Here is a 25436-nt window from a genome sequence, read left to right as displayed (position 1 = left end):
GCTGGACACCCGGGACGGTACGGGTGCGCCTGCGCAGCGGGTCGGTCCGGGTGGTGTGGTCGGTCTTCAGGTGGCCGGGGTGAAGGGTGTTCCGGCGAGCGGTGTGACGGCGGTGGTCTTGAATGTGACGGCCGTTGACCCGACCGAGGCCGGTTACGTGACGGTGTACCCGGACGGGCGGTCGCTGCCGGGCACGTCGAACCTCAACTTCGACTCCGGGCGCACCGTGGCGAATCTGGTGACGGTGCCGGTGGTGAACGGGAAGGTCGACCTGCGCAACTCCGCGGGCACGGTCGACCTGGTCGCCGACGTCGCCGGCTATTACACCGCCGGGGCCGCCGGCTCCCTGCTGACGCCGGTCGCCCCGGCCCGTCTGCTGGACACCCGGGACGGTACGGGTGCGCCTGCGCAGCGGGTCGGTCCGGGTGGTGTGGTCGGTCTTCAGGTGGCCGGGGTGAAGGGTGTTCCGGCCGGTGGTGTGACGGCGGTGGTCTTGAATGTGACGGCCGTCGACCCGACCGAGGCCGGTTACGTGACGGTGTACCCGGACGGGCGGTCGCTGCCGGGCACGTCGAACCTCAACTTCGACCCCGGGCACACCGTGGCCAATCTGGTGACGGTGCCGGTGGTGAACGGGAAGGTCGACCTGCGCAACTCCGCGGGCACGGTCGACCTGGTCGCCGACGTCGTCGGCTACTACGGGGACTCCGGCTCGACCTTCGCCCCGACCACCCCGGTCCGGCTGCTGGACACCCGCACCGGTGTCGGCGCCCGCGCCGGGACGGTGGGCGCCGGAGGCGTCGTCAGCGTGCCGGTGACCGCGCTGGAGGGCGTGCCCGCCACCGGCGTGACCGCCGTGGTCCTGAACGTGACGGTCACCGGGCCGACGGCGGACAGCCGCCTGACCGCCCACCCGCACGGCACCGCCCGCCCGGACACGGCCAGCCTCACCTTCGAGGCCGGGCAGACCACGGCCGGCCAGGTCGTCGTCCCCGTGGTGGACGGCCGGGTGACGTTCTCCAACGACAGCGGCGACACCCACGTGATCGCCGACCTGAACGGCTACTTCACGGTCTGACCCCGCACCACCCCGCACCACTCCGAACGCCGCCGTGCCGCCCGATCCCCGGGCGGCACGGCGGTGCCGTTTCGGGTGGAGCGTTGCCGGGCTGTTGCATGGGGAGTGATGCGGCTCATGGTGGGGCGGGGTGGTTCGTGATCGGATGGTCGGATGGGTGACTTCGAGAAGGTCGGCGCGGTGCTGACGAGGCATGGGGTGGGCGCGGTGGCAGCGGTGGTGCTGCTCGCGGGGTGCGGGAGCCAGTCGGTCGGGGCGGCCGGGGCTCCGTCGGCTTCCGGCAGCGGCGGGCCGTGCGGGGTGGTGTCGGCCGCGCCGACGGGGGCGGTGAAGGACGGGGCGCGGATCACGGCGGTGGGTCCGGTGTGTGCGGAGTACGAGGTGACCAACGGGGGCGGGGAGGCGGCCGATGTGACGGTGGTGTTCAACCGGACGGGGGCGGCCGGGGGTGCGCTGGACAACGTGACCAGGACGGTGGCGGGGCTCGCGCCGGGGGCGACGGAGAAGGGCCGGGTCGAACTCGGCGGGAACGCCTCGGGGGTGAAGGTCGTCAAGGTGCGGAGCGTGCCGAGCGCCGAGGCCTCGCGGGTGGACGGGCCGTGCCCGGCGTCCGGGCTGCGGGTGAGCGCGGACGAGGGCGACGCGGCGATGGGGCTGCGGGTGGTCGGGCTGCACCTGGGCAACTGCGGGACGGCCCCGGTGACCGTCAACGGCTACCCGGAGCTGCAGCTGCTCGACCTGGAGCACAAGCCGGTCGACGGGGTGAGGTTCCTGCGCGGGGGCGCCGAGATCGCGAGCGGCACCGGGGCGGACGACCCGCCGCGGCGGCTGGTGCTGAAGCCGGGGGAGGGCGCCCGCTCCACGCTGGTGTGGCGCAACACCACCGAGGCGGGCGCCGGCGACGCGGTGGACGCCCCGTACGTACGGGTCCGGGCGCTGCCGGGCGCGGCGCCCGTGATGGTCGTCCCGGAGCTGGACCTGGGCACCACCGGGCGCCTCGGCGTCGGCGCCTGGGCCGCCGAGGCCGGGCAGCCGCCGGCGACCAGGCCGCCGGCGGGCTGACCAGGCGGTCGGCGGGATCAGCCGGTCGGCGCCAGGTCGATGATCACCTTGCCGGGGTGGTCCACCCGCTCCGCGGCGATGTCGGTGACCCGGCGCGGGAAGTCGTCCAGGCCGATCCGCAGCGAGGTCAGCTTCTCCAGCGGGAAGGCGAGCGGGTGTTCGGCGCGCAGCCGGAAGCCCTCCTCGTAGTCCTCCCGGTGGCACCCGTAGGCGCCCGCGATGCGCAGCGGCTTGCCGTGGTGGTCGACCGGCTCGATCAGTTCCCGGCGGCGGATGGTGTCGATGTCCGCCCGGCCGGGTGGGAAGCTGTCGCCCTTGCGGGTGCCGCCGTAGACGAACAGGACCGCGTCGTCGGCGGCCAGGTCCGCGGCGGTGTCCAGGAGTTCGGTGGTGGCGACGGTGGTCGCCACGATCACGACGTCGTACCGGCCCTGGTGCCGCGGCGCCTTCGCATCGGTCAGCGGGTGGATCTCGTCGTCGGCGAGGAGGCCCTGCTGCCGGGCGAAGGCGCGGCGGGCCTCGCCGCGGTTGAAGACGGCGGGCGAGGCGCCCAGGTGGCGGGCGTGGAGGGCGAAGGTGAGACCGGCGCAGCCGGCGCCGAGGACGGCGACGCGCCGGCCCCGGAGGTCGGCGAGGTCGGCGAGTTCGAGGAGCTTGCGGAGCGCGTGCACGATGCAGGCGAAGGGCTCGGGCATCCAGATGTCGTCCCGGATCCCGGCCTCGGGGACCCGCACCACGGCCTGGTCCAGCTGGGCCTCGGTGCCGTGGACGAGGACGTACTCGGCGAAGCCGGTGGTGCGGGTGGAGGTGATGTTGGGGTTGAGGGTGACGAGTTCGCCCTCCCGGAAGCCGGTCCGGGCGCCGGCGAAGGCGACGGTGCCGACGAGTTCGTGGCCGAAGAGCGGGCCGCGGTCCTCGGGGACGTCGCGCGAGCCGACGATCTCCTTGGCGTCGGCGCGGCAGATCCCCAGGTGGTCGGGCTTGATCAGAACGGTGTCGGCGCTGAGCGCGTGGTGGGGGAAGGGACGGGTACCGAGGCTCACCACGCCGTCCCGCAGCGTGGTCGTGACGTAGGTGGCGGGGAGGTTCGGCACTTCAGCTCCTCAGGTGGGTGCGGGCGCGTTCGAGGTCGAGGGTGAGGCGGTGGAGGTCGCTGTCGCGGTAGTCGTTCTCCAGGACCAGCGCCTCGGGCTCGAACCCGTGCGCGGTGAGGGCGGCGAGGGCCTCCCGGACCGGGCCGTCCCCGTCGCCGAGGAGGTCCCGCGCCACGACGCCGTCGGTGCCGTCCTTGAGGTGGACGTGGGGCGCGAGCCAGGGGTGGACGGCCTCGATCAGGGCGACCGCGTCGACCCCGGCGACCCGCGGGTTGTAGGTGTCCAGCAGCAGCCGGAAGCCGTCGGCGGCGACCTGCTCGACCAGGCGGCGGGCGCGCGGCGGGTCCAGGTCGTTCTCGTTGGCCAGCAGCAGTCCGCGGGCCCGGGCCTCCGCCGTCGCCCAGGCCAGGACGGTGGCCGTGCGGGCCAGCTCCGCGCGGTCGGTGACGGCGCTGCGGCGGAAGCTCGGGACGAAGGCCAGCGGTGCGCCGAGGGCGTGGGCGGTGTCCAGGACCCGGATCAGGACGTGCCGCACGCGCCGCGCGTCCTGACCGTCCGGCGGGGCGTGCAGGCCGATGTCGTTGAGGGTGTTGCCCGTCACGGCGAGCGGGCGCACCCCGTGGCGGGCGCAGGCCTCCAGGAGTCGGTCGACGGTGCCCGGGGCGTCGAGCCGGGGACCGCGGCCGGGGCCGCCGAGGTCGAGCTGGAGTCCGTCGGCGCCGGTTCGGCCGGCCAGTTCGACCGCGTCGAAGTGGTCCCCGGGCAGGCGCCAGCCGGCCAGCCCGAGGAGGGGGGCGGAGGTCACGAGCCCGCCCCGGCCCCTGCGCTGGTCGTCATGTCGGACCCCACGCCGGACCCAGCCCCCGACGGCACCGGGCGGCTCTGGGAGACCGGCAGCCGTTCGCCGACCGGGTACCAGGCGCCCTCGGCGTCCACCACCAGGTGGGCGCCGTGCAGTCCGGCCCCGGCCGTCGCCGCCAGTTCCCGGGCCAGTGGGGCGAAGCTGGCCGGTCGCATGTAGGCGGCGTAGTCGAAGCTGTCCGGGCGCCTGCGTCGGATCCCGGGGGTGTCCACCATGCCGGCCGGCAGGGCCTGGACGATGCGCAGGGCCTCGGTGCCGGGCAGCTCGGCGGTCTCCTCCTGGGCGACGGAGTCGAGCAGGGCGGAGGCGCCCGCCTTGGTGGCGGCGTAGCCGGAGCGGCCGGGCCCAGCGTTGTAGACGACCTCGGAGGAGACGCCGAGGAACATGCCGGGTCGGTCGGTGCGGCGCAGGGCCGGGATCGTCCAGGAGAGGGTCAGCCACAGGCCGTGCAGGTTGACGTCGAGTTGGCGGCGCCACTCGGCCTCGGTGCACTCGCGGAAGAGGGTCCGCCGGTCGCCGTAGTGGACCGCCGAGTAGCAGACGGCGTGCAGCGGTTCGGTGGCGGCCAGGGACAGGTGCTCGGCGACCCGGTCGGCGTCGGTGAGGTCGGTGGCCGCCCAGCGCAGCCGCTCGGACCCGGGGCCGGTCGGACGCGAGCGGCTGAGCACGGTGACGTCGAGCCCGGCCTCGGCCCAGGCGTCCGCGACGCCGCGGCCGATGCCGGTGGACCCGCCGACCACCAGGGCGCGGCGGCGGTTGCGGTCGGGGGCGGTCACTGGGCCTCCAGGGGTGTGGGCGGCGCCGGGGCGAAGCGCACCGCGAGTTTGACGAGCCGGCTCCCGGCGACGCTCCGCCCGCCGCCGGCCGAGAGGTCGGTCATGATCCGGGCGGCTTCCGGCGGCCCGACCACGTGGGTCACCAGGTCGCGGTAGGCCTCTGGGCGGCGGCACAACTCGGCTGCGGCTTCGGCGAGATGACGGTTGCCCACGCCGCGGTGGCCGGTCAGCCGGACGCGCCGGCCGTCGGCGGTGTCCGCCGTGGTGAAGGCGTGCGGGACGGGGTGCCCGGCGCAGTTGGCGGCCCGGACGGCGACCAGGTCGACGCCGGGCAGCCGGTCACTGGCGCCGCCGGGCGGGAGGCCGCCGAACAGGTCGACGGTCAGCTCGTCGGTCGGTTCGGTGGTGAGTCCGCCGGTCGGTCCGCCGGTCGGTTCGCCGGTCGGTCCGGGGGTGCCGAGCCGCAGGGCGGCGGCGAGCGCGTCCAGGGTGCCGTCGCGCGGGGTCGCGAGCAGGACGGCGACCGGTCCGGGGCCCACCGGGGGTGTCGCGTCGAGCGTCAACTCGACGCCGGGGAAGGCCCGTTGGCGGCTCCATGCCAGCCCGTCCGGGGTGTGGTGGACGAGCAGGACGCGGACGTCGGCGCCGAGTCGGCGGCGGGCGGCCCGGACGGCGAGCTGCCCGATCGTCCCGTCGCCGTACACCACCAGGGTGCGGGGGCGGCCGGCGGCCAGCACCGCGAGGGCGTACCGGACGGCGGCCAGCGGCTCGATCAGGGCGCCGAGCACCGGGTCGGGCTCCTGCGCCAGCGGTACCACCAGGCCGTCCCGGACGGCCGTCGCGGGGATCAGGGTGCGCTCCTGCAGCAGGCCGTCGACGTTGTGCCCGAGCAGGAAGGACGGGTCCGAGGCGTGGGTCGGGTTGACCACGACCGGGGTGCCCGGGCGGCGCAGGGCGGCGGGTACGCCCGGCCCGGCGGCGACCACCCGGGCGATGCCCTCGTGGCCGATCACCGGCGCCGGGTCGTCGCGCAGCCCGCGCAGCATCTGGATGTCCGTCCCGCACAGCCCGGCGACCTGGGTGGCGACCAGGAGTTCACCCGGCGCGGGCGCCTGGGTGGGGCGCAGCCGCAGCCGTACGCCGCCCGGCTCCCGGACCAGTGCCCGGTGGCCGGGGTTGCGCTCGGTCGTCGTCATGCCGGGACTCCGGCGCCGGCCGCGATCCCGGCTCCGGCGAGGCTGTCGGCCTCCCCGGGAGCGGTGACGGTGATCCGCCGCTCCAGCCAGTCGGGGGTGCGCTCGCTGGTCAGGTAGAGGCCCTCGCGGGTGAGGTGTCCCATCAGGGCGCGCCGGTAGTGGTGGCCGAGGCCGTGGACGACGCCGCCGGTCAGCACCACCTCGTCCAGCTCGGGGTCGAGGCAGAGCGCGGTGCGCAGGACCGCCGCGACGGGGGCGGTCGCGGCGTCGAGCAGCTCGACGGCGGGGTCGTCCTCGCGGCTCCGGCCGTCCTCGGTGCTGAGGCCGCTCCCGCCGTCCTGGCCGCCCCCGCCGTCCCGCTCGTCGAGGGCCTGGCGCAGCGCCGCCTCGAAGGCGGTGCCGCCGGCGGTGAGCCGGCCGAGCCGGGAGGCCGCCCAGCGGGTCGGCTCCCGCCGGGCGAGGGCCTCGGCCAGCCGCGCGATGCCGGGGCCGGAGGCGTAGGCGGCGAGGTGGCCGGTCCTGCCGCAGTCGCAGGCCAACTCGACGGGCTGCCCGGCCAGTTCGGCGTGGACCGGCAGGTGGCCGATCTCGCCCTGCAGTCCGCAGCCGTCGACCGGGATCCGGCGCTGCCGCTGGTCGATCACCCGGCAGGCGATGCCGGAGCTGATGGTGGCCAGCAGGACCTTGCGGTGGCGGCCGCGGTCGGTGGCCGCCGCGGCGTGCAGCAGGGCGGCGGTGACGTCGTTGACGATGTGCCACTGGACGTCCGACCTGCGAGCGGTCAGCGCCGCCCGCAGGTCGTACGGTTCGCTGTGCTCGCCCCAGAGCGGGGCGGAGGCGTAGACCAGGCCGGAGCGGTGGTCGAGCGCGGCACCCAAGGAGATGCCCACGATGGGGTCCGGGGTGTGCGGCACGCCCTCGCACAGCTCGCGGACCATCATGTCCTGGAGTTCGGCGACGGTGGCGGCGGGGAAGCGCTTGAAGCTGGGGGAGGGGCGCGAGGTGCGGGCCCCCAGCCCGCTCCGGCGCTGCCAGGTCGCCCGGCGGATGTGGGTCCCGCCGACGTCGAAGACGGTGATGGACTCCGGGGAGGGGCGCGGCGGGGCGGTGTTCGTCGGGCTGCCGCCCGTCGGACTGGCCTTCACCGGGACGGCGTTCACCGGGACGGCGTCCGGGCTCATACCGCCGCGCCCACGAGTTCGGCGCGCGCGCCCGCTGTCCAGGAGCCGATGAACTCCAGGGCCCGGCCGAGCTCGTCCGGGGTGAGGTCGTTGGCGAAGACGACGGAGCCGATGCCCCGGGTGAGCGGTACGCGTTGGAGGCCGTCGCGGTGCTTGACCGCGTCGGCGAGTGCTTCCTCCAGCAGTTCCCGGGTGAAGATCGGGTGGGCGACGGGGAGTCGGAAGCCCTGGAGGAGTCTGAGGGCCCGGTCGGTGTCGTGTCCGGAGAGGTGGCCGCGCAGGTGGGCGAGGGCGAGGCAGATCGCCATGTCGACGGCGACGGCCTCGCCGTGCAGCAGCGGCGGGTCGGCGCGCAGTTCCAGGGAGGGGCTGAAGGTGTGCCCGTAGTCGACGGAACGTTCCAAGACCTGTTCCCAGAGGTTGGGTTCGAGCTCGTCGAGCATCCCGGAGATGGCCCGGGAGAGCACCTCGCTGACCGCCGAGCCGCAGCCGCCCAGGGTCTCGGGGGTGATGTCGCCGACGGTCGCCTCCAGCAGGTCGAACAGGACGGCGTCCTTGACCAGCGCCATCTTGATCACCTCGGCGATGCCGTTGGCGACGTGCCGGGGGTCGATGGTGCGCAGGAAGTGCGGGTCGATCAGGGCGAGTTCGGGGGCGAAGTAGGCGCCCAGGCGGTTCTTGTGGTGGCCATGGTTGATCCCGGTCTTCACGCCGATGCCGGCGTCGATCTGGCCGATCAGCGTGGTGGGGACGCGGATGTACGGCAGGCCGCGGCGGTACATGCTGGCCGCGAAGCCGACGATGTCGAGGACGACGCCGCCGCCGACGGCGACGACCTTCTCGGCGCGGCGCAGGATGCCCATCCGCGACATGGCCTCGGTGACGAGGACGGCCTGTTCCAGGGACTTGGCGTCCTCGTCGCCCTGGACGACCTGCCAGGTCGCGTCGATCCGCCAGCGGTCGAAGTAGGTGGCGAACCGCTCGTGGTAGAGCGCGTCGACGGCGGAGTCGATCGCGAGCAGGCAGCGGAAGGGGCGGCCGTGGCCGCCGCCGACGGCGCGGGCGAGGGTGGGGTTGTCGAGGTCAAGAAGTCCGCGCACCATGCTGACGCTATAGGCGATCGGCTGTTCGGCCCGGATGTTCCAGTGCAGCCCGGGCGGCTTGGGGAGATCGGCGACCGGGTTGAGGCCGGTCGGGCGGGGCAGTGCGGTACCAGACATGACGAAACCTCCGTGAGCGTCCTCGAGCGGGGGAGTGGGCGGTGGGAGCGAGTCGACCGTCCGCCTGTCGGCCTCGAACGCTAGTACTTGATCCGCATACATCGCAATGTGACAGTAGTCACAATAGATGTATTCAGATGCATATTTCCTCTCCGTTACCTACCCTGGCCGCTTATTGCGGCGGTGTGAACCGGGCACGCGAAGGCCCCGGTCGCGGGTGGTGGTCCGCGGCCGGGGCCGGTTCGGGGAGGGCTCGGGGAGGGCTTCGGGAGGGCGGGCGCTCAGTCCATCGGCACCGCGGGCGCGTACCGCAGCCGGGCGACCAGCGAGGCCGTGGAGTCGTTCAGGGCGGCCGAGTCGAGGGCCTCGGCCAGGGATTTGCGCAGGGTCTGCTCGGCCGCCCCGGCCAGCCGTCGGCCGGCCTCGGTGACCTGGACGTCCACTCCGCGCTTGTCGTCCAGGGCGCTGCGCCGCACCACCCACTCGGCGTCCTCCAGGCGGGCGGCCATCCGGCTGACCGCGGGCTGGTTGGCGCCGAGCGCTTTGACCAGGTCCGACATCCGCAGCGTGCCGTCGCGCTGCTCGGTCAGCGAGAGCAGGAGCAGCAGTTCGTTCATGGAGACCCCGTGGCTGCGGGCCAGTCGCCGGCCCGTGGTCGCGTTGACCTGCTCCATCAGGCGGGTGAGCTGTCGCCAGATGGCGATCTCGTCCCGCGCGCTCCCCGGTCCCCAAGTCTCCATTGACATGGCCCCTCACTGAGTCCTTCGAAAGTCCTTCGAAAGCGTTCCGCTTGTCCAGCTGTCGACGTTGCCCAGCGTAACTCCTTGCGCCGGTTGACCACCCGGGCGCGTTCCTTCAATATCTATATGCAAACGAATGCATTGTCTCCCCTTCGGCGAGGCGGTGCCTCCCTACCCTGGCTCCCTACGAAAGGCTTGGGTCGCCATGCCACTGCCCCTCTTGGCGCTGATGCTCGGCGTGTTCTGCGTCGGCACCGCCGAGGTCGTCATCGCGGGGATCCTGCCCGAGATGTCCGCCGACCTGGACGTGACCGTCCCGACGGCCGGCCTGCTGGTCACCGGCTACGCGCTGGGGGTGACCATCGGGGGACCGATCATCACCCTGCTGACCACCAAGTGGTCCCGCAAGGGCCTGCTGCTCACCCTGATGGGCGTCTTCATCGTCGGCAACGTCATCGCCGTGCTCGCCCCCAACTACCCCACCCTGATGGGCGCGCGCATCTTCACCTCGCTCAGCCACGGCACCTTCGCCGCCGTCGCCTGGCACGTCGCCGCGCTGATGTCCCCGCCCGACAAGCAGGCCACCGCCATGGCCAAGATCGCGCTCGGCTTCAACTTCGCCAACGTGCTCGGCTCCCCGATCGGCACCTTCATCGGACAGCACTTCGGCTGGCGCGCGACCTTCGTCTACGTCACCGCCTTCGCCGTGCTGTGCCTGCTGCTCATCGTCAGGTTCGTGCCCGCCGCGCTGTCCACCGAGAGCGAGGACAGTGCCGGGGGGAGCCTCCCACTGCGCGAGCAGATGAAGGTGTTCCGCCGAGGAAGCCTCCAACTGTCCATGCTGATCACCGTGTTGGCGCAAGGGGCGGTCTTCACCACCTCCACCTACCTGGCGCCGCTGCTGCGCGACATCGGCCACTTCGCGCCCGCGATGGTCGGCATCCTGCTCATCGTCTTCGGCATCGGCTCCGTCCTGGGCAACATCCTGGGCGGCCGCGCCGCCGACGCCGACGTCATGCGCGGCGTGCTGCGCGCCCAGAGCGCCCTGCTCGTCGCCCTGTTGCTGTTCTGGCTCGCCGCGCCGCACCAGATCCCGGCCGTGATCGCGCTCTTCGTGTTCGGGGCCGCGGGCTTCTCCATCATCCCGGCACTCCAGGCGCGGATCCTCGCGGTGGCCGCCGCCGCGCCCGCCCTCGCCCTGTCGGCCAACGTGTCCGCGTTCAACCTGGGCAACGGGCTCGGCGCCTGGCTCGGTGGTGCGACCATCGACCTCGGCTACGACGTCCGGGCCGTCACCCTGACCGCCGCCCTCGCCATCGCGCTCGCCCTGGCGCTCTCGGTGCTGATGTGGGCCCGCGGCCGCCGCGAGCTGCCGGTGTCCGCCAGCGCCCCGGCGATCGAGCAGGCGGACGGCGTCGACGCCGCGCTCGCCCGGAAGGCCTGATCCGGAGGCCCGGTGCCCGCCGTCCGCTGCCCCCCGCGCCGCCCACCGCCCTCGGTGGGCGGCGCGGCGATGGTTTTCGGCCATGCCGAGGAGAGCGGAAATAGCCGTGGCGACATGACCGTTCGCGGTGGTGTGGATACGATCTTCAGTCGGCCTGCGGACCCCGGCTCCAACGTCCTGGACGAGCTGTCCGAGGTGCTCTTCGCCCCGCTGCCGCGCAGCGACCAGCGGGCCAAGGGCGCCCTCTACCTGCGCGGGCTGATCGCGGCGCAGGGCCGCAGGTCGATCCGGAACATCGCCGCGCAGGTCGGCGGCCCCGAACTCGCCCAGAGCCTGCACCACTTCATCGCCGCCTCCACCTGGGACTGGGAGCCGGTCGGCCGGGCGTTGCAGCGCCACGCCGACAACGAACTGCGCTTCACCGCCTGGGTGGTGCAGGCGCTGCCGGTCCCCAGGAGGGCGAGCCGGGCGATCGGGGTGTGGGGGGTGGCCAGCGAGGTCACCGTGCCGGTCAGGTGGCACCTGGTGCCCTCCGGTGAGACGGCGGCCGGGTGCGTCGCGGCGGCCGCCCGGGTGTGCGACCCCAGCACCATCGGGCCCCGCCCGGTCGTGCTGGACATCCCGGGGGCCGACCTGCGGCCGGTCTTCGACCGCTACGCCCGGGCGGGCGCGCCGCTGCTGTCCGCCGTGCCCGCCGGTCTGCCGGTGCTGGACCAGGGGACGGGCCGGGGCGGCCGCTCGCTGCCCGCCGCCCGGGTGCTGCAACTGCACCGGATGCACCGGCGGCCGGTGGAGTGGACGGACCCGGCGACGGGCGCGGTGCGCCGGAGCCTGGTCGGCGGAGTCCGGGTGGAGTGGGCCGGGCTGCCGCTGTTGCTGCTGGGGCAGTGGGACGCCGCGCAGGAGCAGCCGGTCCAGTGCTGGCTGACGAACCTGATGGCTACGCCGCTCGGGGTGCTGCTGCGGCTGACCAAGCTCCCGCAGCGGGTCGAGCAGGACCTCGCCGGTTCCGCCTCGCACGTCGGCGCCCTGGACGACTACGAGGGGCGCGGCGCCGACGGCTGGCACCGGCACATGACCCTGGCGGCGGCCGCGCACGTGGCCCAGGTGGTCGCCGCCGCGCGGGCCCGGGTCCGGCCGTGGACCCACTGCATGGTGTCCATGGAGCGGATGGGCCGGTCGTTCTGAGTGGGACGGGCGACGGGCACCGAGCCTCCCAGCAGTGCAAATCGGACATCGAACGGTTCAAACATCGAAGTTCCCCGCGTGTCACCTCCGCGTGAGGTTCTGACACAAGCGCCGTGACCGCATCGCCCGGTACGTCCCCCGGGAGCCATCATCGGACCATGCGAATTCTGGTTGCCGGCGGTGGTGTCAGCGGTCTGGCCACAGCGGTCGCGCTGGGGGCGCGGGGCCATCACGTCCTCGTCCTGGAGCAACGGCCGCTGCTCACCGACGGTGGCGCGGGCGTCCGGCTGGCGCCGCACGCCTTCCGGCTGCTGGACCTGCTCGGCGTCGGCGACGCCGTCCGTGAACGGTCCCTGGTGATCGACGAGTTCCGCGTCATGGACGGTGCGACCGGGGAGCCGGTCAGCTCGATCGCCCTGCCCGCCCGGCACGGCGGCGGCCGGGCGGCGCACGCGACGGCCCACCGGCTGGACGTGTACGAGCCCCTGCTGGAGGCCTGCTGGGAGCTGGACGCCGTCCAACTGCTGCCGGACAGCCGGGTGGTGGGCTACACCGAGCACGGGGAATCGGTGGTGGCCACGCTCGCCGACGGGCGCAGCGTGACCGGCGACGCGCTGGTCCTCTCGGACGCCGCCCGCTCGGTCGTCCGCCGTGACGCCCGGTGGGCCGGCCGCGCCCCGGGGTCGCGGCTCGCGGTCTACCACACCGTCATCCCCATGGAGTTGGTGGCCGACCACTGGCAGGACGGCGCGGCCACCTGCTGGCTGGGCGCGCAGTGGCACGTGGCGCACTACCCGCTGCCCGACTCCCGGTACCTCAGCCTCTCCGCCACCCGCCACCGCCACACCGGCGCCGACCTCGACGGCGCCCGGGTCGACCTGGAGCAGGTCCTCGAGGCCTTCCCGGAGATCGGCTACGCCGCCCGGAACGTGCTGACGATGGGCCGGAACTGGCGCGCCTGGACCGTCCCCGACCGGGCCTCCTGGGCGCGGCGGGCCCACGGCCGGGTCGCCCTGGTGGGGGAGGGCGCCGAGCCGTCCGGCCCGCTGGAGGCCTCGGGCCTGCACCAGGCGCTGGAGGACGCCGTCGGGCTGGGCGCCTGCTGGGACGCCTCCGAGGGCGACGCGCTCCGCTGGCTCGCCGACTTCGACGCCCGCCGCGCGGAGGAGGCGCCGGAGGTGCCGGCGGGCTGCGGCAACGGGCTCCGCTGACCGCCGCGGGCCGGTGCCGGTGCCGTTGCCGGCGGCCCGGTGCCGGGAGGGTGCCAACTCCCGTACCGGACCGCCGTTCCAGCGGTCAGCGGCGCCAGGCCGGGTCGGTGACGATGGCCTTCAACCGGTCCACGTCGAGCGCCGGATCGCCCGGGCGGTAGGTGTAGGCGTTCTCGCCGTTGCCCTCCGAGATCTGCACCCGGCTGCCGTCGGGGTAGTAGACGGCGGCCAGCCAGTGCAGGACCGGGGTGGTCGCGGTCTTCCCGTTGCCGAAGCGGTTGGTGACGACCACCGTCCCGTCCGGCCGCTTCTCCCGCAGCTCCAGCGGGGTGGTGGGGTTGTCGTCCATGGTCGCGAGTTGCTGGCGGCCGCGCGCGGACGGCGGGTCCGCGATGACCATCAGCAGGCTGGTGCGGCCCTCGAAGGTGACGCCGAGCGCGGCGTGCCCCGGGTCCTGGCTCCCGACCACGGCCCCGGCGGGCAGGAGGGGGACGAGCCTGGCGAGCAGGTCCGCGTTGGACGGCCCGGTGGCGGACGGCGCGGGTGTCGGGGTGCCGGTCGGCTTCGGGGCGCCGTCGGCCGGGGCGAGGGTGGCGAAGACCTGCTCCCAGGCGGGCGAGGTGACCAGGGCGGTCAGCTGGGCGTTGTCGGTGAGCGGCGGACTCGGCCGGTTCGCGGCGGCCGGCTGCCCGTTGAACTCGGTGAACGTGACCCGCCGTCCGTCCGGGGCGGCCCAGGTGACCCGCCATTCGCGGCCGTTCTCGGGGTGCTGGCTCCGCAGCTTGTCGATCACCAGTACGGAACCGTCCGGCCGGACCGTCCGCTCGCAGGAGTCCTGGGGCATCGAGAAGGGGTCCATGCAGACCGCGCCCGCGTCGGGCGCCAGGTTCGTCCGTTCCGCGCCGAACTCGAGGATGCTCGCCCCCGCGCCGTCGTCGAACAGCAGGGTGGCGCCCGTCCGGTGCGGGTCGATCTTCCCGATCGCACTGTCGGCGAAGTCCGTCACCGTGCCCTTCGGCAGCAGACCGGTGTACAGCGCGGTCAGTTCCTGCGCGGACATCGTGGGCCGGGCGGGGGTCGGCGGGCCGACCGGGCCGATCGCCCCGAAGGTGCCGCCGCGGACGGCCGCGAGGCCGCCGGCCCCGGCCAGCACCAGCACCGCGAGGCTGCTCGCCAGGACGGCCCGGCGGTTGCGCCGCCGACGGCGGCCGCGCTGCTCGGCCTGGGCGGCCAGGGTGTGCCGCACCGGCTCGGGGGCCAGCTCGGCGGCGCCGCGCAGGGCGCGGGCGAAGCCGTCGGTGAACGCGTCCGCGAACTCGTCGTCGTCACTGGGCATGGCGCAGCACCGCCTTCCGGGAGGGGGAACCGGGTTCGTTCGTTGCGTCGGGTCCGGTCGCGTCGAGTCCGTCCGTCTCCGGCGAGCCGCCGAGGACCGCGTCGATGTCCTCGCCCAGCACGGCGCGCAGCCGGACGAGCGCCCGGCGGGAGCGGGTGCGGACGGCGGTGCCGCTCAGCCGCAGCGCGGCGGCCGTCTCCTCGACGCTGCGGTCCTCCCAGAAGCGCAGCACCAGCACGGCGCGGTCCGGCGCGGGGAGTTCGGCGAGGGCGCGCAGCAGCGTCAGCCGCAGGGCCGGGTCCGGGTCGTCCACGCCGACCTCGGGGAACTCGTCGGTGACGCGTTCGGAGGCGCTGCGCTTGCGCCGGTAGGAGAGGAAGGTGTTGACCAGGACGGTCTGGGCGTAGCCGCTGGGATTGTCCAGCCGGGATATCTTCCGCCACTTGACGAAGACCCGGCCGAGGGCCTCCTGCACCAGGTCCTCGGCGAGGTGGGCGTCACCGCCGGTGAGCAGGAAGGCGGTTCGCAGCAGGTGCCGGGCGCGGGCGGCGACGAAGTCCGGGAACTCCGGCCAGGGTGGTTCGGGCGACGCGTCCGCACTCGATTCTTGATCCATACCTTGGTAACGCGGTGGGCCCGGCATCGTGTGACAGTCCGTTCGGCGGGGGACGTCAAGCGGACGTCAGGGGGCGTGAGGGATCCGTCAGGACGGTTCGTCAGAGCGGTCCGGGCTCACCCGGGGCAGGACGGCCGTGGCGAGGGCGAGCCACCCGGCGGCGAGCAGCCAGCCGCCGAGGACGTCCAGCGGCCAGTGCACCCCGAGGTAGATCCGGCTCAGGCCGACGGCCGCCGCGACCAGGACGGCACCCGCGGCGGCGCCCTTGGCGGCGGCCGGGCGGGCGCGGGCGACGGCCAGGGCGAGCAGCCCGGCGCAGACCGTGGAGGAGAAGGAGTGGCCCGAGGGGAAGGAGAAGCCGGACGCGCCGGTCGCCCAGTCGGCCTGCGGCGGGCGGGGCCGGCCGAAGACCTGCATCAGGCCGGAGCGGACCAGTTGACCGGCGATCAGCCACACCACCGGGGCGAGGAGCAGCAGCGCGGCCCGGCGGGCCGGGCACGGGGCGGGCAGGGACCGGACGGCGACGGCCCCGGCGGTCAGGGCGAGGAGGTCGGGCACCGGGCCGGAGCCGAGCGAGGTGATCACCACGGCCACCGCCCGGGCGGTGGACGGCCGGTGGGCGGCGCTCCAGGTGCCGGCGTCCTGCTCGAAGCCGTACGGGGCCCAGTCGTGGCCGGCGAGCAGGGCGGCCAGGGCCGCGAACAGCAGCACCGCGACGGCGGCTGCGGCTGCCCACCGGAGCGGCCGGGCGTGCGGTGGGTGGTCCATGGCGGCGGTCGCCCTTCCTCGGGGAACGGGGGCGCGGGCTCCCGCCCCGTGGTCGGGGACCATGGTGCCCGACGGCAGTGGGCCGGTGCGGTCAGCCGGTGCCCGTCGGACGGTACATGCCGATCGAGTCGTGGGTGGCGGTGTCCTGGAAGCCGAACCGCTCGTAGAGGAGGCGCGCGGGCCCGTCGGCGATCAGCGAGACGTAGGCCGTGGCGGGGGCCCGGCGGTCCAACTCCTCGGTGAGGGCGGCCATGATGCGCTTGCCGAGGCCCCGGCCCTGGTGCGCCGGGTGCACGCAGATGTCGACGATCTGGAACGCGGTGCCGCCGTCGCCGATGATCCGGCCCATGCCGATGGGCTCGCCCCCGTGGTGCAGGACCACGCCGTACCAGGTGTTGGGCAGGCCGAGCGCGACGTCCTCGGGGGCCCGGTCGGAGAGGCCCGCGTCGGTGCGCAGGCGGCGGAAGACCTCGACGGTGGGGACACCCGGACGCAGTTCGTAAGGGTCAGTCATGCTTGTCATATATTACATCGTACAGGCGGTGTGCGAGGGGCTCCGTCGAGTGGGGCGACCGGTGACCGACGCCCGGGCGGTTCGGTGCGCCCGGGCAGGGGCCGTCGGGCAAGGGGGGCCACGGTAGGAGCTGCCCGACGGAGAGGCACCCGGTCGCCGCCGCCGTGGCAGCGACCCGGGCCGGTCACCCGGACGGCTCCGGCCCTGTACCGGTCGCCCCCGGAGCACCCCTGAACCAGCGGGGGGGGGGAGGTGCCCGGAAGCCGGCCGGGGAGCCGCCGTACCATGTCCGACCTGTGGGTTTCGTCGGGGAGTGGAGGGGGCGGGGCGGGTGGCCAGGGTCGAGTGGGCGGGCGGACTGGGGCGGCTGGTGGGGGCGGCGGCCGAGTGGGGGGAGGCCGGCCGGCAGGCGGTGCTGCGCGGCGGGCGGTCCGCGGCGGGCGGGCGCTGGGCGCTGGCGGCCCTGGGCTCGGTGGCCCCGCCGCCGGTTCCGGCCGTCGAGCCGTGGAAGCTGTCGCTGGGCACCCTGATCGGCCGTCACCCCCGCACGCCGGCCGTGGCGCACAAGCTGCTCGGCCTGCTCGACGGCTACGGCGCCGTGCGCCTGGGGCCGGTGAAGGTCGGCTTCGACGGCGAGGAGGTCGAGTGGGACAAGGTCGTCGAGATCCGCACCCGCAACGCCTTCGAGGTGCTCACCACCAGTGCCCTGGAGCAGGACGTGGACCGGATCCGCGAGTTCCTCCCGCCGGTGCCCGGCCGCAAGTGGGCCGTCACCAAGGCGGGCGAGGCGCTGGCCACCGTCGTCCTCGCGGCCCTCGAACGCGGCTCGGTCGACCAGCGGCTGGATGAGCTGACCGTGCCGGCCCAGATCGTCCACCGCGGTCTGTTCGGCCGGACGCACACCCTGGACGCGGGCTGCTTCGCCGCCGCCACCCTGGTCATCGTCGGGCAGGCGGGGGAGAGCCTGATCGCGACCGCCCGGCGGCGGGGCATCCCGGTGCGGCCCGCCGAGGCCGCGGTGGAGGCCGACCGGACGGAGCACGTCGCGGTGCTGCGCGAGCGCACCGACGCCGTCGCCCGACTGCTGAGCCGGATCGAGCAGAGCGACCCCGAGCACCCGGAGCAGCCGGAGCCCCCGGCGGAGGTGTCCCTCAGCAAGGCCCCGCCCGCCGAGGCCCCGGAGCCCGGCCCGGCGGGATGATCCGGCCGACGGACGGCGTTCGGACGACGGTGGGGGAGGAGCCTGAGAGGGCGGACGTGACTGCAGTGACCGGAACCGTGTTCCGTGGTGAGGACCTGCCCGCGCGAGAACGCTTCGACTGCTGGCGGGAGTTGCTGGAACGGACCCGGGCCTGTGAGGCGACGAGCGCCCACGCGGACGACTTCCGGGCGGAGCTGCGCCGGGCCGAACTGGGGGAGGTGGTCCTGCTCGGGACGTCGTTCCCGTCGGTCCGGTTCCGGCGGACGGAGCGGATGGTGCGGCGGGCCGACGAGGGGGTCTACCACCTGTCGTTCCTCCAGGAGGGCACCATGGCGCTGACCCGTGGGTCCGGCCGGACGGAGACGCTCAGACCGGGCGACCTGCACCTGGTCGACAGCTCCCACCCGTACGACCTGCGGACCTTCGGCGGCCCGACCGCCGGGGGGACGGAACCACGGCTCTCCGGGGTGGGCATGGACTTCCCGGCCGCCCTGCTGCCGCTGCCGCCGCACCGGCTGCGCGACCTGCTCGGCCGCGCGTTCTCCGCCCGGGAGGGCTCGGCGGCCCTGTTGTCGCAGTTCCTGGTGGGGCTGGACCGGCAGGCCGTGACCCTGGGACCGGCCGAGGCGGCCCGGCTGGGGACGATCGCGGTCGACCTGGTCGCCTCCTGGGTCGCCCGGGAGCTGGACGCCGAGGCCGTCGTCCCCGACGACACCCGCCAACGCGCGCTCGTCGAGGCCGTCCGCGCCTTCGTCCGGCGCAACCTCCACGACCCGGACCTGGCCCCCGCGATGATCGCCGCCGCCCACCACGTCTCGGTCAGCCACCTCCACCGGGTCTTCACCCGGCACTCCGAGGACGGCACGACCCTCGCCGCCTGGATCCGCGCCCAACGCCTGGAGCGGGCCCGGCGCGATCTCGCCGACCCCGCCCAGCGCACCACCCCGGTGCACGCCGTCGCCACCCGCTGGGGCATCCCCCGCGCGGACGACTTCAGCCGCGCCTTCCGCGCCGCGTACGGGCTCTCGCCCCGCGAACACCGCCAGCGCGCTCTGATGGCGCTCCCGGAGGCGGGGTGAGCAGCCGGGGGCGGGCCGCACGCTGAGCGCGCCGGCCCGCCAGGAGTACTACTCGGCGCGTACCGGCCGCCGGGCCGCCCGGTGGCGGCCGGACGAGCCCTGGCCGTCCCGCTCGGTGCCGGCCCGGGAGTCGCCCGCGGTCCGGGAGCCGCCGGCGGCCTGGGAGGGGCGGCCGCGGCGACCGCGACCCGTCGGCGCGCCGCGGCGCGGCCGCTCGACCACGGGGTCGGGGACGGTGACGGCCACGCCGGTGGGCACCCGGGCCCCGGTGATCCGGACCAGCTCCTCGTCGCCGGAGGTGACCCTGGTGGTGACGGGCGTGATCCCGGCGGTGTTCATCATCCGGACCATCCCGCGGCGCTGGTTGGGCAGCACCAGCGTGACGACGGTGCCGGACTCCCCGGCCCGGGCCGTGCGCCCGCCCCGGTGCAGGTAGTCCTTGTGGTCGCTCGGCGGGTCCAGGTTGACGACGAGGTCGAGGCCGTCGATGTGGATGCCCCGGGCGGCGACGTTGGTCGCGATCAGCGCGGTCACCTGGCCGGCCCGGAACTGCTCCAGGGTCCGGGTGCGCTGCGGCTGGAGCTTGCCGCCGTGCAGGGCCGCGGCGCGCACCCCGTTCGCCAGCAGCTCCTCCACCAGGCGGTCCGCGCCGTGCTTGGTCTCGGTGAACATGATCACCCGGCCCTCGCGGGAGGCGATGTGGGCGATCGTGGCGCTCTTGTCGAAGTTCTGCACGTGCAGCACGTGGTGCTCCATGGTGCTGACCGCTCCCGCGGACGGGTCCACCGAATGGGTGACCGGGTCCTGGAGGAAGCGCCGCACCAGGCCCTCGACGCCGCGGTCCAGGGTGGCGGAGAACAGCATCGTCTGGCCGCCCCGGTCGACCTGCTCCAGGATCTCGGTGACCTGCGGCAGGAAGCCCATGTCGGCCATCTGGTCGGCCTCGTCGAGCACCGTGACGGCGACCTGGTCCAGGCTGCAGTCGCCGCGCAGGATCAGGTCCTTGAGCCGGCCCGGGGTGGCCACCACGATCTCCGCCCCGCGGTTCAGCATCCACGCCTGGCGGCTGAGCGACGTCCCGCCGACCACGGTCGCGGTCCGCAGCCGTACGGCGCGGGCGTAGGGGGCGAGGGCCTCGGTGACCTGCTGGGCGAGCTCGCGGGTGGGGACCAGCACCAGGGCCAGCGGGCAGCGCGGCTCGGCCCTGCGCCCGGCGGTGCGGGCGAGCGTGGCGAGGCCGTAGGCGAGGGTCTTGCCGGAGCCGGTACGGCCCCGGCCGAGGACGTCGCGGCCGACCAGCGAGTTCGGCAGCGTCGCGCCCTGGATCGGGAACGGCGTGGTGACGCCCTGGCGGGTCAGCACCGACAGCAGGGCCTCCGGCATGTCCAGCTCGGCGAAGGACTCGACCGGCGGCAGCGCCGGGGTGATGTTCTCCGGAAGCGCGAACTCGCCCCGGGCGCTGGAGCTTTGAGGCGTGCTCCGGCCGGCCGGGCGACGGCCCCGGTAGGGCCGGTCACCGGACCGGGAGCCGCCGCCGGAGCGGGAACCGCCGCCAGAGGTGGAACGGGAGCCGGAGGTGGAGCGGAAGTCTGCGTCTCGGTACGAGGAGCGACCGGAGCGGGTCATGCGGGAACCTTCCTCAGGGCGGCACGTCACGAGGAAGGCTCCGGTGACGCGGGGCGCCGGGGGAGACCGCAGGGAACGGGCCGGAAGTGTGACGGGCGGAGCGTGGACGGTCGGACCGTGCGGTACGTCGCCGCAGTCGGCGCCCACCGTGGAGGGTGGGCGCGAAGAACCTCGAAACCGTGGGCGCTCACGGCGGGGCACCGGCTCGGGGCACCGGTTCGGGCGCCGGTTCGGGGCACCGGCTCGGACGCGGCGCTGGGCGTCTCGCGGGGGAACGGCGGGCGGTGGCCCGACCGGGGACCCAGCCGGTGGCCCAGCGGGTGGCGGAGTCAGGGGGCACGAACGGCCCGGGAACGCGCAGGGGCGCGGTGCGCCGTGGTACGACGCCGAGGGGCCCGCACCGGGCATGTGCGCGGTGCGGGCCCCTCACCACCAGGCGAGTGCCGTGGCGGGTGAACTACAGCGGGCGAATGTTCTCGGCCTGCGGGCCCTTCTGGCCCTGCGTCACGTCGAACTCGACCTTCTGGCCCTCAAGCAGCTCACGGAAGCCATTGGCGTTGATGTTCGAGTAGTGGGCGAAGACGTCGGGGCCGCCACCCTCCTGCTCGATGAAGCCGAAGCCCTTCTCCGAGTTGAACCACTTCACAGTGCCATTAGCCATTAAAAAATCTCCTTCAAGGGACTGTCCGAAGCACGCACGGTGCGGGCCTCGAGTCACCGCATGAAGTGCCCACCGGGGAAGAGCCGGGGAACAAAAAATGCGCCTGCAACATCAGCAGGCGCACACAAAGTTCATGGGAACCACTACTGCAACTAAGTCGACTGTAGCAGGCCGCCGCCCGTTATGGAGGGTCCTTCCGCCCGCGGGTTCGCGCCGGGCGCCCGGGCGGGCGGCCCTCCCCGCCTGGGAGGGCCGTGAACGCGCTTGGCGCGCCGGGGACTTGGGCGCGGGAGCGGGCCGTGGCGGCGGCGGTGCGCCCGCCCGGGGCCGAGATTTTTCGGATCGGTGTCGAAATCGTTGCGTCGAAAAGTGCCGTACCCGTGCTGCCCGGCGCATACTGAATGAAATGACAAATTTTTCAGCAGGTCGCCGCCCCCTGCCCACCAGCCCTTTCAAGCCCCGGACGGAGTCGCCGCGCAAGCACTTCGCCGTCGGGGACCGGGTCACTCATGACGGGTTCGGCCTCGGCCGGGTCATCGGCGTCGAGGGTGACGGAGACATCGCGGTGCTCGTCGACTTCGGATCGCGGCAGGAGCGCATCCCCCAGCCGTACACGGCGATGTTCAGGCTCTGACCTCGGCGAGCCCCGCCCCCGACGACAGGCCCCAGGGTCAGTCAGACGTCGCGGGCGGTGCTGCCGGGCTTCTCCAGGTTCCAGGTGATGATCCGTCGCGGGTGGACGCGGACGATGTCCTTGCTGAACCGGTCGGGTGCCACCGGCGGCACGTCGACGGTCAGCACCTCGGCCCGGCCCCTGATCTCGATGCCGCGCCCCCAGCCGCCCGTGACCGGGTCGTCGGCCGGGGCCATGTCGTCCACCAGCACGGACACCTCGGGACGGGCTTTCGCGTTGCGGTACTTCCGGCTGCGCGCCATGGCGGGCCCGCCGATGTCGATGGTGCCGTCCTCGTTGAGCCGGAAGCCCACCGGGCGGACCTGCGGGCTGCCGTCGGGGCCGGTGGTGGCCAGGCGGGCCAGCAGTTGGCCGGAGAGGTACGCGCGCTCCGTCGTGGTGAAGATCATGCGCCGACCCTAGGAGCTCGAGTCGGCTTGAGGTCAAGGCCCGTTTCGGGCACTCCGCCGTCGGGGCCCCCGGTTCCGGGCCGGCCTCGGCCCGGTCGTAGCCTGGGCCCGCAAGCCGGAAACTCAACTTCCAGGGGGGAAGAATGCGTTGGCGTTCCCTGATGGCCGCGTCCCTGCTCGCCGCGGTCACCGCGACGGGCCTGGCCGGGCCCGCCGCGAGCGCGGCCGAACCGGGGGCGGCGGTCGCCGCGGCCGACCGTGAGATCAGCTTCACCGCGGACGGCACCACCGCCTACGGCACCCTGCACGTCCCCGCCCACCGGGCCGGGCAGCGACTGCCCGCCGCCCTGCTGCTGCCCGGCAGCGGCCCGACCGACCGCAACGGCGACGAGCCGCCCGCGCTCACCCCGGGCACCCTGGCGGCGGTCGCCGACACCCTGGGGTCGGACGGCGTGATGACGCTGCGCTTCGACAAGTACTTCACCGGTCGGACCGGGGCCGGCGCCTACCAGGGCGACCCGGGCCGGCTCGACCTGCCCGCCTTCACCCGCCAGGCGGCCGCGGCCTACGAAACGCTGCGGGAGCAGCCGGAGGCCGACCGGCACGCGCTGCTGGTGGTCGGCCACAGCGAGGGCGGGCTGCAGGCCCTGCTGGTCGCCCGTACCGTCCGGCCCGCGCCGGCCGGTCTGGCGCTGCTGGCCCCGCAGGACGAGCGGCTGCTGGACCTGCTGACCGCCCAGCTCGGCGACCAGCTCGACCAGGGGGTCGCGGCCGGGCAGTTCACCGAGGAGGTGGCGCGGGCCAACAAGGCGGGCGTGGCCGCGGCCGTCGCCGACTTCCGGGCGGGCCGGCCCGCCGACACCGGCGCCCTGCTGCCGCCGCTGGCCGGGCTGCTGAACGCGCTGTTCGGCCCGAACAACGCCCGCTTCGTCCGCAGCGACGACGCCGTCTACCCGCCGGACGCCGCCCGGGCGGTGCACCCCGGCACCCGGGTCACCGTCACCTGCGGCACCGCCGACGCCAACGTGCCCTGCGCGACCGTGCCGCCGCTGCTCGGCGCGCTCGCCCGGGCGCACACCACGGGCCCCGGCCTGCGCACCCTGGACGGGGTGGACCACTTCCTGCACCCGGCCGGCACGCCGGTGAACGACCACGCCCTCGCCCCGGCGGTGGAGACGGCGCTGCACGAGTTCGCCCGCCCCTGGAAGCGGTAGGGCGGTCGGTTCAGCGGGCTCAGTGCGGCCGGCTCGCCGCCAGCAGCTCGTGCAGCAGCGGCAGCAGCTCCTCGGGGTCGGCCGCCGCGAGTTCGCTGAACGCCCCGCTGGAGCGGGCCAGGATCACCCCGGCGAAGGCGGCCGCGGCCAGCTCGGCCCGCAGCTGCGGGCGGTCCACCCGCTCGGCGGTGAAGCGCTCGTGCAGCGGGTGGACCATCCGCTGGTAGAGGTAGCTGCGGGAGGCCTGCTGCACCTCGGTGTTGTCCCCGGGCATCACCGCGGCCTGGAAGGACGGCCCGGGGCCGCGCTGGGTGAGCCGGACCAGCAGGGTGCGCAGCCGCTCCTTCTCCAGGAGGTCGGCCGGGGCCTCGTCGCCGAGTTCGAGCCGGACGGTGGCCAGGTAGAGCTGGGTCTTGCCGCCGAAGTACCGGGCGATCAACGCCGGGTCCACCCCGGCCCGTTCGCCGATCTCCCGGGTGGTGGTGCGGTCGTAGCCGCGTTCGGCGAAGAGTTCCAGGGCCGCCCGCACCAGCAGTTCGCGGCTGCGGGCGGCGTCCCGGCGCCGGGGCGGTGCGGGCTCCGTACGGCCTTCGGTGCCTTCGGCCCGGTCGGACCCGCCGGACGGCGCGGTCACCGGTCGGCCCCCGCCCGCAGCACGGGTACCTCGCTCTCGCCGGCCACGGCGTCGGCGATGCTCTCTTCCACCATCAGCTCCTCGTCCACTCGCACGCCGTTCCGGGCGGCGGCCGCCGCACTGAGCCGCGGCAGGACGATCGTAGCCAGACCGATCACCACCCACACCGCGCAGCCGATCAGCGCGGCGTCCCGGTAGCCGCTGTCGGCGGGCAGCAGCTGCCCGGGTGCGGTGTGGGCCTGGAGCACGGCGCCGCACAGGGCGCTGCCGGTGGAGTAGCCGATGGTGCGCAGCAGCTGGTTGAAGCTGACCGCGCTGCCGACCTCGTCGGCGGGCACGGCGGCGACGATCAGCCCCGGCATCACGGCGAAGGTGCAGCCGACCCCGAGCCCGGCGATCCCCATCACCACCAGGAGCTCCCACAGCTGGTCGCGGGCGAACAGGAAGGCCAGCACCGAGACGAGCGAGACGGCGCAGCCGATCGGCAGGACGAGGGCGGAGGAGGTGCGCCGGGTGAGGACGGGCACCATCTTGCTGGACATCAGGCTGGTTGCGGAGAAGGGCAGCAGCACCAGCCCGGCGACCACGACGGAGGCGCCCAGGCCGTAGCCGGTGCTGGTGGGGGTCTGGACGAAGCGGATCACCAGCGAGGTCAGCAGGTACATCCCGACGCCGGCGACCAGGCCGGCCACGTCGGCGGTCAGCACCACGGGGTTGCGCAGGCTGCGCAGGTCGACCAGCGGGTGGGCGGTGCGCAGTTCGTGCCGGATCCAGGCGGCGAGCAGCAGCACCGACAGCGCGGCCACCGTCCACAGCCGGCCGGAGGCCCAGCCCCAGCTCTCGCCCTCGCTGAGCACCAGCAGCAGCCCGACCAGGGCGAGGCTGAGCAGCACGGTGCCGAGCACGTCGAGGGGCCGCCGTTCGCGGTGCTCCGCCTCGGGCAGCACCAGGACGGCGAGCAGCAGGGCGAGGGCGCTGATCACGGCGCCGAACCAGAAGGCCGCGTGGATGCCGAAGGACTGGGCGATCAGCCCGGTGACGGGGTAGCCCAGGCCGACACCGGCGACGGTGGTGACGGACAGCAGCGCGACCGCCGAGCGGGAGGCCGCGGCGGGCAGGGCGTCCCGGGCGGTGGCGATGGCCAGCGAGGTGAGGCCGACGCCGACGCCCTGGAGCGCCCGGCCGGCGATCAGCCACCAGAAGCCGAGCGGCAGCGCGGCCAGCACGCTGCCGAGCACGACCACGGCGGCGGCCGCCAGGGTGACCTTGCGGCGGTCCGGGCCGTCGCCGAGGCGGCCGAGCACCGGGGTGGCGATCGCGCCGACCAGCATGGTGATGGTCAGCGACCACTGGGCCTCGGCGAGCGAGACGTGGTCGACGGTGGCGATGGTCGGGATCATCGGGGCGCCGAGGCTGCTGATCACCGCCACCACGGCGCTGAGGAACACCAGGACGGGCACCAGGGCCCGCTCACGTCGCGTCGACAGGCCCGTCGGGGTCTCCATGGACGCGCCCTCCCTTGTCACAGATCGAGAGTCCGGACCGGGGAGCGGGATGCCGATCCCCGGCCATCCCGGGGCGCAGGTGGCCGAGGGATGTCATCAGTCGATGTCATCGCCTGATGTCTTCACATGATGACATGACCGGCGAGG

The 25436-nt window shown here is 74.5% G+C and carries 24 protein-coding genes and 1 pseudogene; 9 read left to right on the top strand and 16 right to left on the bottom strand.

Going from position 1 to position 25436, the window contains the following annotated elements; all coding sequences use genetic code 11:
* Positions 1-1078 (top strand): annotated as a pseudogene (locus ACFVXG_RS02595) (hypothetical protein); the annotation flags it as partial.
* 153 nt (positions 1079-1231) lie between these two features.
* On the top strand, positions 1232-2140 hold the full coding sequence (locus ACFVXG_RS02590) for a DUF4232 domain-containing protein (protein ID WP_387923535.1): 909 nt from the start codon (positions 1232-1234) through the stop codon (positions 2138-2140).
* 17 nt (positions 2141-2157) lie between these two features.
* On the opposite strand, the gene ACFVXG_RS02585 is transcribed toward ACFVXG_RS02590, so the two are convergent.
* From ACFVXG_RS02585 to ACFVXG_RS02555, 7 genes are all read right to left on the bottom strand, one after another.
* The gene (locus tag ACFVXG_RS02585; protein WP_387923533.1) at positions 2158-3234 is read right to left on the bottom strand and encodes an alcohol dehydrogenase catalytic domain-containing protein; all 1077 of its coding nucleotides are present in this window, start codon (positions 3232-3234) and stop codon (positions 2158-2160) included.
* A 1-nt stretch (position 3235) separates the two neighbouring features.
* Entirely contained in the window at positions 3236-4039 is an 804-nt protein-coding gene (locus tag ACFVXG_RS02580; protein ID WP_387923531.1) for a sugar phosphate isomerase/epimerase family protein, read from the bottom strand.
* The gene (locus tag ACFVXG_RS02575; protein WP_387923530.1) at positions 4036-4872 is read right to left on the bottom strand and encodes an SDR family NAD(P)-dependent oxidoreductase; all 837 of its coding nucleotides are present in this window, start codon (positions 4870-4872) and stop codon (positions 4036-4038) included. Before ACFVXG_RS02575 ends, ACFVXG_RS02580 begins: the two co-directional genes overlap by 4 nt.
* Positions 4869-6068: an alcohol dehydrogenase catalytic domain-containing protein gene (locus tag ACFVXG_RS02570; RefSeq protein WP_387923529.1), complete on the bottom strand. Its 1200-nt coding sequence runs from the start codon at positions 6066-6068 to the stop codon at positions 4869-4871. The genes ACFVXG_RS02575 and ACFVXG_RS02570 overlap by 4 nt, the downstream gene beginning before the upstream one ends.
* Positions 6065-7249, bottom strand: coding sequence for an ROK family protein (locus ACFVXG_RS02565; protein ID WP_387923527.1), 1185 nt, complete (start codon positions 7247-7249; stop codon positions 6065-6067). Before ACFVXG_RS02565 ends, ACFVXG_RS02570 begins: the two co-directional genes overlap by 4 nt.
* Positions 7246-8469, bottom strand: coding sequence for a sedoheptulose 7-phosphate cyclase (locus ACFVXG_RS02560; RefSeq protein WP_387923525.1), 1224 nt, complete (start codon positions 8467-8469; stop codon positions 7246-7248). The genes ACFVXG_RS02565 and ACFVXG_RS02560 overlap by 4 nt, the downstream gene beginning before the upstream one ends.
* Before the next feature lie 281 nt (positions 8470-8750).
* Positions 8751-9209, bottom strand: a complete 459-nt coding sequence (locus ACFVXG_RS02555) for a MarR family transcriptional regulator (RefSeq protein WP_387923524.1) — start codon at positions 9207-9209, stop codon at positions 8751-8753.
* A 205-nt stretch (positions 9210-9414) separates the two neighbouring features.
* On the opposite strand from ACFVXG_RS02555, the gene ACFVXG_RS02550 reads away from it, so the two are divergent.
* From ACFVXG_RS02550 to ACFVXG_RS02540, 3 genes are all read left to right on the top strand, one after another.
* On the top strand, positions 9415-10653 hold the full coding sequence (locus ACFVXG_RS02550; protein WP_387923522.1) for an MFS transporter: 1239 nt from the start codon (positions 9415-9417) through the stop codon (positions 10651-10653).
* A gap of 132 nt (positions 10654-10785) precedes the next feature.
* Positions 10786-11841 carry a transposase gene (locus ACFVXG_RS02545; RefSeq protein WP_387923520.1) on the top strand — a complete coding sequence of 352 codons (1056 nt, stop codon included), beginning with the start codon at positions 10786-10788 and terminating at the stop codon, positions 11839-11841.
* Positions 11842-11999: 158 nt separating this feature from the next.
* Entirely contained in the window at positions 12000-13052 is a 1053-nt protein-coding gene (locus tag ACFVXG_RS02540; protein ID WP_387923518.1) for an FAD-dependent monooxygenase, read from the top strand.
* An 85-nt stretch (positions 13053-13137) separates the two neighbouring features.
* Here ACFVXG_RS02540 and ACFVXG_RS02535 read toward each other — a convergent pair whose 3' ends face one another.
* The 4 genes from ACFVXG_RS02535 to ACFVXG_RS02520 form a co-directional block, all read right to left on the bottom strand.
* Positions 13138-14388: a hypothetical protein gene (locus tag ACFVXG_RS02535; RefSeq protein WP_387923516.1), complete on the bottom strand. Its 1251-nt coding sequence runs from the start codon at positions 14386-14388 to the stop codon at positions 13138-13140.
* On the bottom strand, positions 14378-15004 hold the full coding sequence (locus tag ACFVXG_RS02530) for a SigE family RNA polymerase sigma factor (RefSeq protein WP_387923514.1): 627 nt from the start codon (positions 15002-15004) through the stop codon (positions 14378-14380). The genes ACFVXG_RS02535 and ACFVXG_RS02530 overlap by 11 nt, the downstream gene beginning before the upstream one ends.
* A gap of 87 nt (positions 15005-15091) precedes the next feature.
* The gene (locus ACFVXG_RS02525; protein ID WP_387923512.1) at positions 15092-15772 is read right to left on the bottom strand and encodes a phosphatase PAP2 family protein; all 681 of its coding nucleotides are present in this window, start codon (positions 15770-15772) and stop codon (positions 15092-15094) included.
* A 91-nt stretch (positions 15773-15863) separates the two neighbouring features.
* Positions 15864-16295 carry a GNAT family N-acetyltransferase gene (locus ACFVXG_RS02520; RefSeq protein ID WP_387923510.1) on the bottom strand — a complete coding sequence of 144 codons (432 nt, stop codon included), beginning with the start codon at positions 16293-16295 and terminating at the stop codon, positions 15864-15866.
* Positions 16296-16617: 322 nt separating this feature from the next.
* On the opposite strand from ACFVXG_RS02520, the gene ACFVXG_RS02515 reads away from it, so the two are divergent.
* Complete coding sequence (locus ACFVXG_RS02515; RefSeq protein WP_387923508.1) at positions 16618-17487, top strand: hypothetical protein; 870 nt, start codon at positions 16618-16620, stop codon at positions 17485-17487.
* Positions 17488-17552: 65 nt separating this feature from the next.
* Complete coding sequence (locus ACFVXG_RS02510) at positions 17553-18566, top strand: helix-turn-helix domain-containing protein (protein WP_387923506.1); 1014 nt, start codon at positions 17553-17555, stop codon at positions 18564-18566.
* A 48-nt stretch (positions 18567-18614) separates the two neighbouring features.
* Here the strand turns inward: ACFVXG_RS02510 and ACFVXG_RS02505 are convergent, their stop codons facing one another.
* Together ACFVXG_RS02505 and ACFVXG_RS02500 are read right to left on the bottom strand one after the other, a co-directional pair.
* Positions 18615-20192: a DEAD/DEAH box helicase gene (locus tag ACFVXG_RS02505; RefSeq protein WP_387923504.1), complete on the bottom strand. Its 1578-nt coding sequence runs from the start codon at positions 20190-20192 to the stop codon at positions 18615-18617.
* Positions 20193-20649: 457 nt separating this feature from the next.
* Positions 20650-20853 (bottom strand): cold-shock protein, encoded by a 204-nt coding sequence (locus ACFVXG_RS02500; protein ID WP_045694210.1) that lies wholly within the window; start codon positions 20851-20853, stop codon positions 20650-20652.
* Between the two features lie 406 nt (positions 20854-21259).
* Here ACFVXG_RS02500 and ACFVXG_RS02495 point away from each other — a divergent pair, with 406 nt between their 5' ends.
* Complete coding sequence (locus ACFVXG_RS02495) at positions 21260-21487, top strand: hypothetical protein (protein ID WP_350507041.1); 228 nt, start codon at positions 21260-21262, stop codon at positions 21485-21487.
* Between the two features lie 41 nt (positions 21488-21528).
* Here ACFVXG_RS02495 and ACFVXG_RS02490 read toward each other — a convergent pair whose 3' ends face one another.
* The gene (locus ACFVXG_RS02490; RefSeq protein ID WP_387923502.1) at positions 21529-21936 is read right to left on the bottom strand and encodes a PPOX class F420-dependent oxidoreductase; all 408 of its coding nucleotides are present in this window, start codon (positions 21934-21936) and stop codon (positions 21529-21531) included.
* Positions 21937-22079: 143 nt separating this feature from the next.
* Here ACFVXG_RS02490 and ACFVXG_RS02485 point away from each other — a divergent pair, with 143 nt between their 5' ends.
* Positions 22080-23150 carry an alpha/beta hydrolase gene (locus ACFVXG_RS02485; RefSeq protein WP_387923500.1) on the top strand — a complete coding sequence of 357 codons (1071 nt, stop codon included), beginning with the start codon at positions 22080-22082 and terminating at the stop codon, positions 23148-23150.
* Between the two features lie 19 nt (positions 23151-23169).
* Here ACFVXG_RS02485 and ACFVXG_RS02480 read toward each other — a convergent pair whose 3' ends face one another.
* Together ACFVXG_RS02480 and ACFVXG_RS02475 are read right to left on the bottom strand one after the other, a co-directional pair.
* The gene (locus ACFVXG_RS02480) at positions 23170-23784 is read right to left on the bottom strand and encodes a helix-turn-helix domain-containing protein (RefSeq protein ID WP_387923498.1); all 615 of its coding nucleotides are present in this window, start codon (positions 23782-23784) and stop codon (positions 23170-23172) included.
* Positions 23781-25289 carry an MFS transporter gene (locus tag ACFVXG_RS02475; protein ID WP_387923497.1) on the bottom strand — a complete coding sequence of 503 codons (1509 nt, stop codon included), beginning with the start codon at positions 25287-25289 and terminating at the stop codon, positions 23781-23783. Before ACFVXG_RS02475 ends, ACFVXG_RS02480 begins: the two co-directional genes overlap by 4 nt.
* Positions 25290-25436: the final 147 nt, after the last annotated feature.

This window comes from Kitasatospora sp. NPDC058162 (assembly GCF_042884005.1).
Lineage (GTDB): Bacteria > Actinomycetota > Actinomycetes > Streptomycetales > Streptomycetaceae > Kitasatospora.
This window is presented reverse-complemented; position numbering and strand designations above follow the sequence as displayed.

What these genes read in the sequence shown, in the direction of transcription:
- ACFVXG_RS02505 (WP_387923504.1), bottom strand. Translation starts at nt 20,192, where the DNA reads ATGACCCGCTCCGGTCGCTCCTCGTACCGAGACGCAGACTTCCGCTCC.
- ACFVXG_RS02520 (WP_387923510.1), bottom strand. Translation starts at nt 16,295, where the DNA reads ATGACAAGCATGACTGACCCTTACGAACTGCGTCCGGGTGTCCCCACC.
- ACFVXG_RS02535 (WP_387923516.1), bottom strand. Translation starts at nt 14,388, where the DNA reads ATGCCCAGTGACGACGACGAGTTCGCGGACGCGTTCACCGACGGCTTC.
- ACFVXG_RS02590 (WP_387923535.1), top strand. Translation starts at nt 1,232, where the DNA reads ATGGGTGACTTCGAGAAGGTCGGCGCGGTGCTGACGAGGCATGGGGTG.
- ACFVXG_RS02485 (WP_387923500.1), top strand. Translation starts at nt 22,080, where the DNA reads ATGCGTTGGCGTTCCCTGATGGCCGCGTCCCTGCTCGCCGCGGTCACC.
- ACFVXG_RS02500 (WP_045694210.1), bottom strand. Translation starts at nt 20,853, where the DNA reads ATGGCTAATGGCACTGTGAAGTGGTTCAACTCGGAGAAGGGCTTCGGC.
- ACFVXG_RS02555 (WP_387923524.1), bottom strand. Translation starts at nt 9,209, where the DNA reads ATGGAGACTTGGGGACCGGGGAGCGCGCGGGACGAGATCGCCATCTGG.
- ACFVXG_RS02570 (WP_387923529.1), bottom strand. Translation starts at nt 6,068, where the DNA reads ATGACGACGACCGAGCGCAACCCCGGCCACCGGGCACTGGTCCGGGAG.
- ACFVXG_RS02475 (WP_387923497.1), bottom strand. Translation starts at nt 25,289, where the DNA reads ATGGAGACCCCGACGGGCCTGTCGACGCGACGTGAGCGGGCCCTGGTG.
- ACFVXG_RS02525 (WP_387923512.1), bottom strand. Translation starts at nt 15,772, where the DNA reads ATGGACCACCCACCGCACGCCCGGCCGCTCCGGTGGGCAGCCGCAGCC.
- ACFVXG_RS02530 (WP_387923514.1), bottom strand. Translation starts at nt 15,004, where the DNA reads ATGGATCAAGAATCGAGTGCGGACGCGTCGCCCGAACCACCCTGGCCG.
- ACFVXG_RS02495 (WP_350507041.1), top strand. Translation starts at nt 21,260, where the DNA reads ATGACAAATTTTTCAGCAGGTCGCCGCCCCCTGCCCACCAGCCCTTTC.
- ACFVXG_RS02565 (WP_387923527.1), bottom strand. Translation starts at nt 7,249, where the DNA reads ATGAGCCCGGACGCCGTCCCGGTGAACGCCGTCCCGGTGAAGGCCAGT.
- ACFVXG_RS02550 (WP_387923522.1), top strand. Translation starts at nt 9,415, where the DNA reads ATGCCACTGCCCCTCTTGGCGCTGATGCTCGGCGTGTTCTGCGTCGGC.
- ACFVXG_RS02540 (WP_387923518.1), top strand. Translation starts at nt 12,000, where the DNA reads ATGCGAATTCTGGTTGCCGGCGGTGGTGTCAGCGGTCTGGCCACAGCG.
- ACFVXG_RS02560 (WP_387923525.1), bottom strand. Translation starts at nt 8,469, where the DNA reads ATGTCTGGTACCGCACTGCCCCGCCCGACCGGCCTCAACCCGGTCGCC.
- ACFVXG_RS02490 (WP_387923502.1), bottom strand. Translation starts at nt 21,936, where the DNA reads ATGATCTTCACCACGACGGAGCGCGCGTACCTCTCCGGCCAACTGCTG.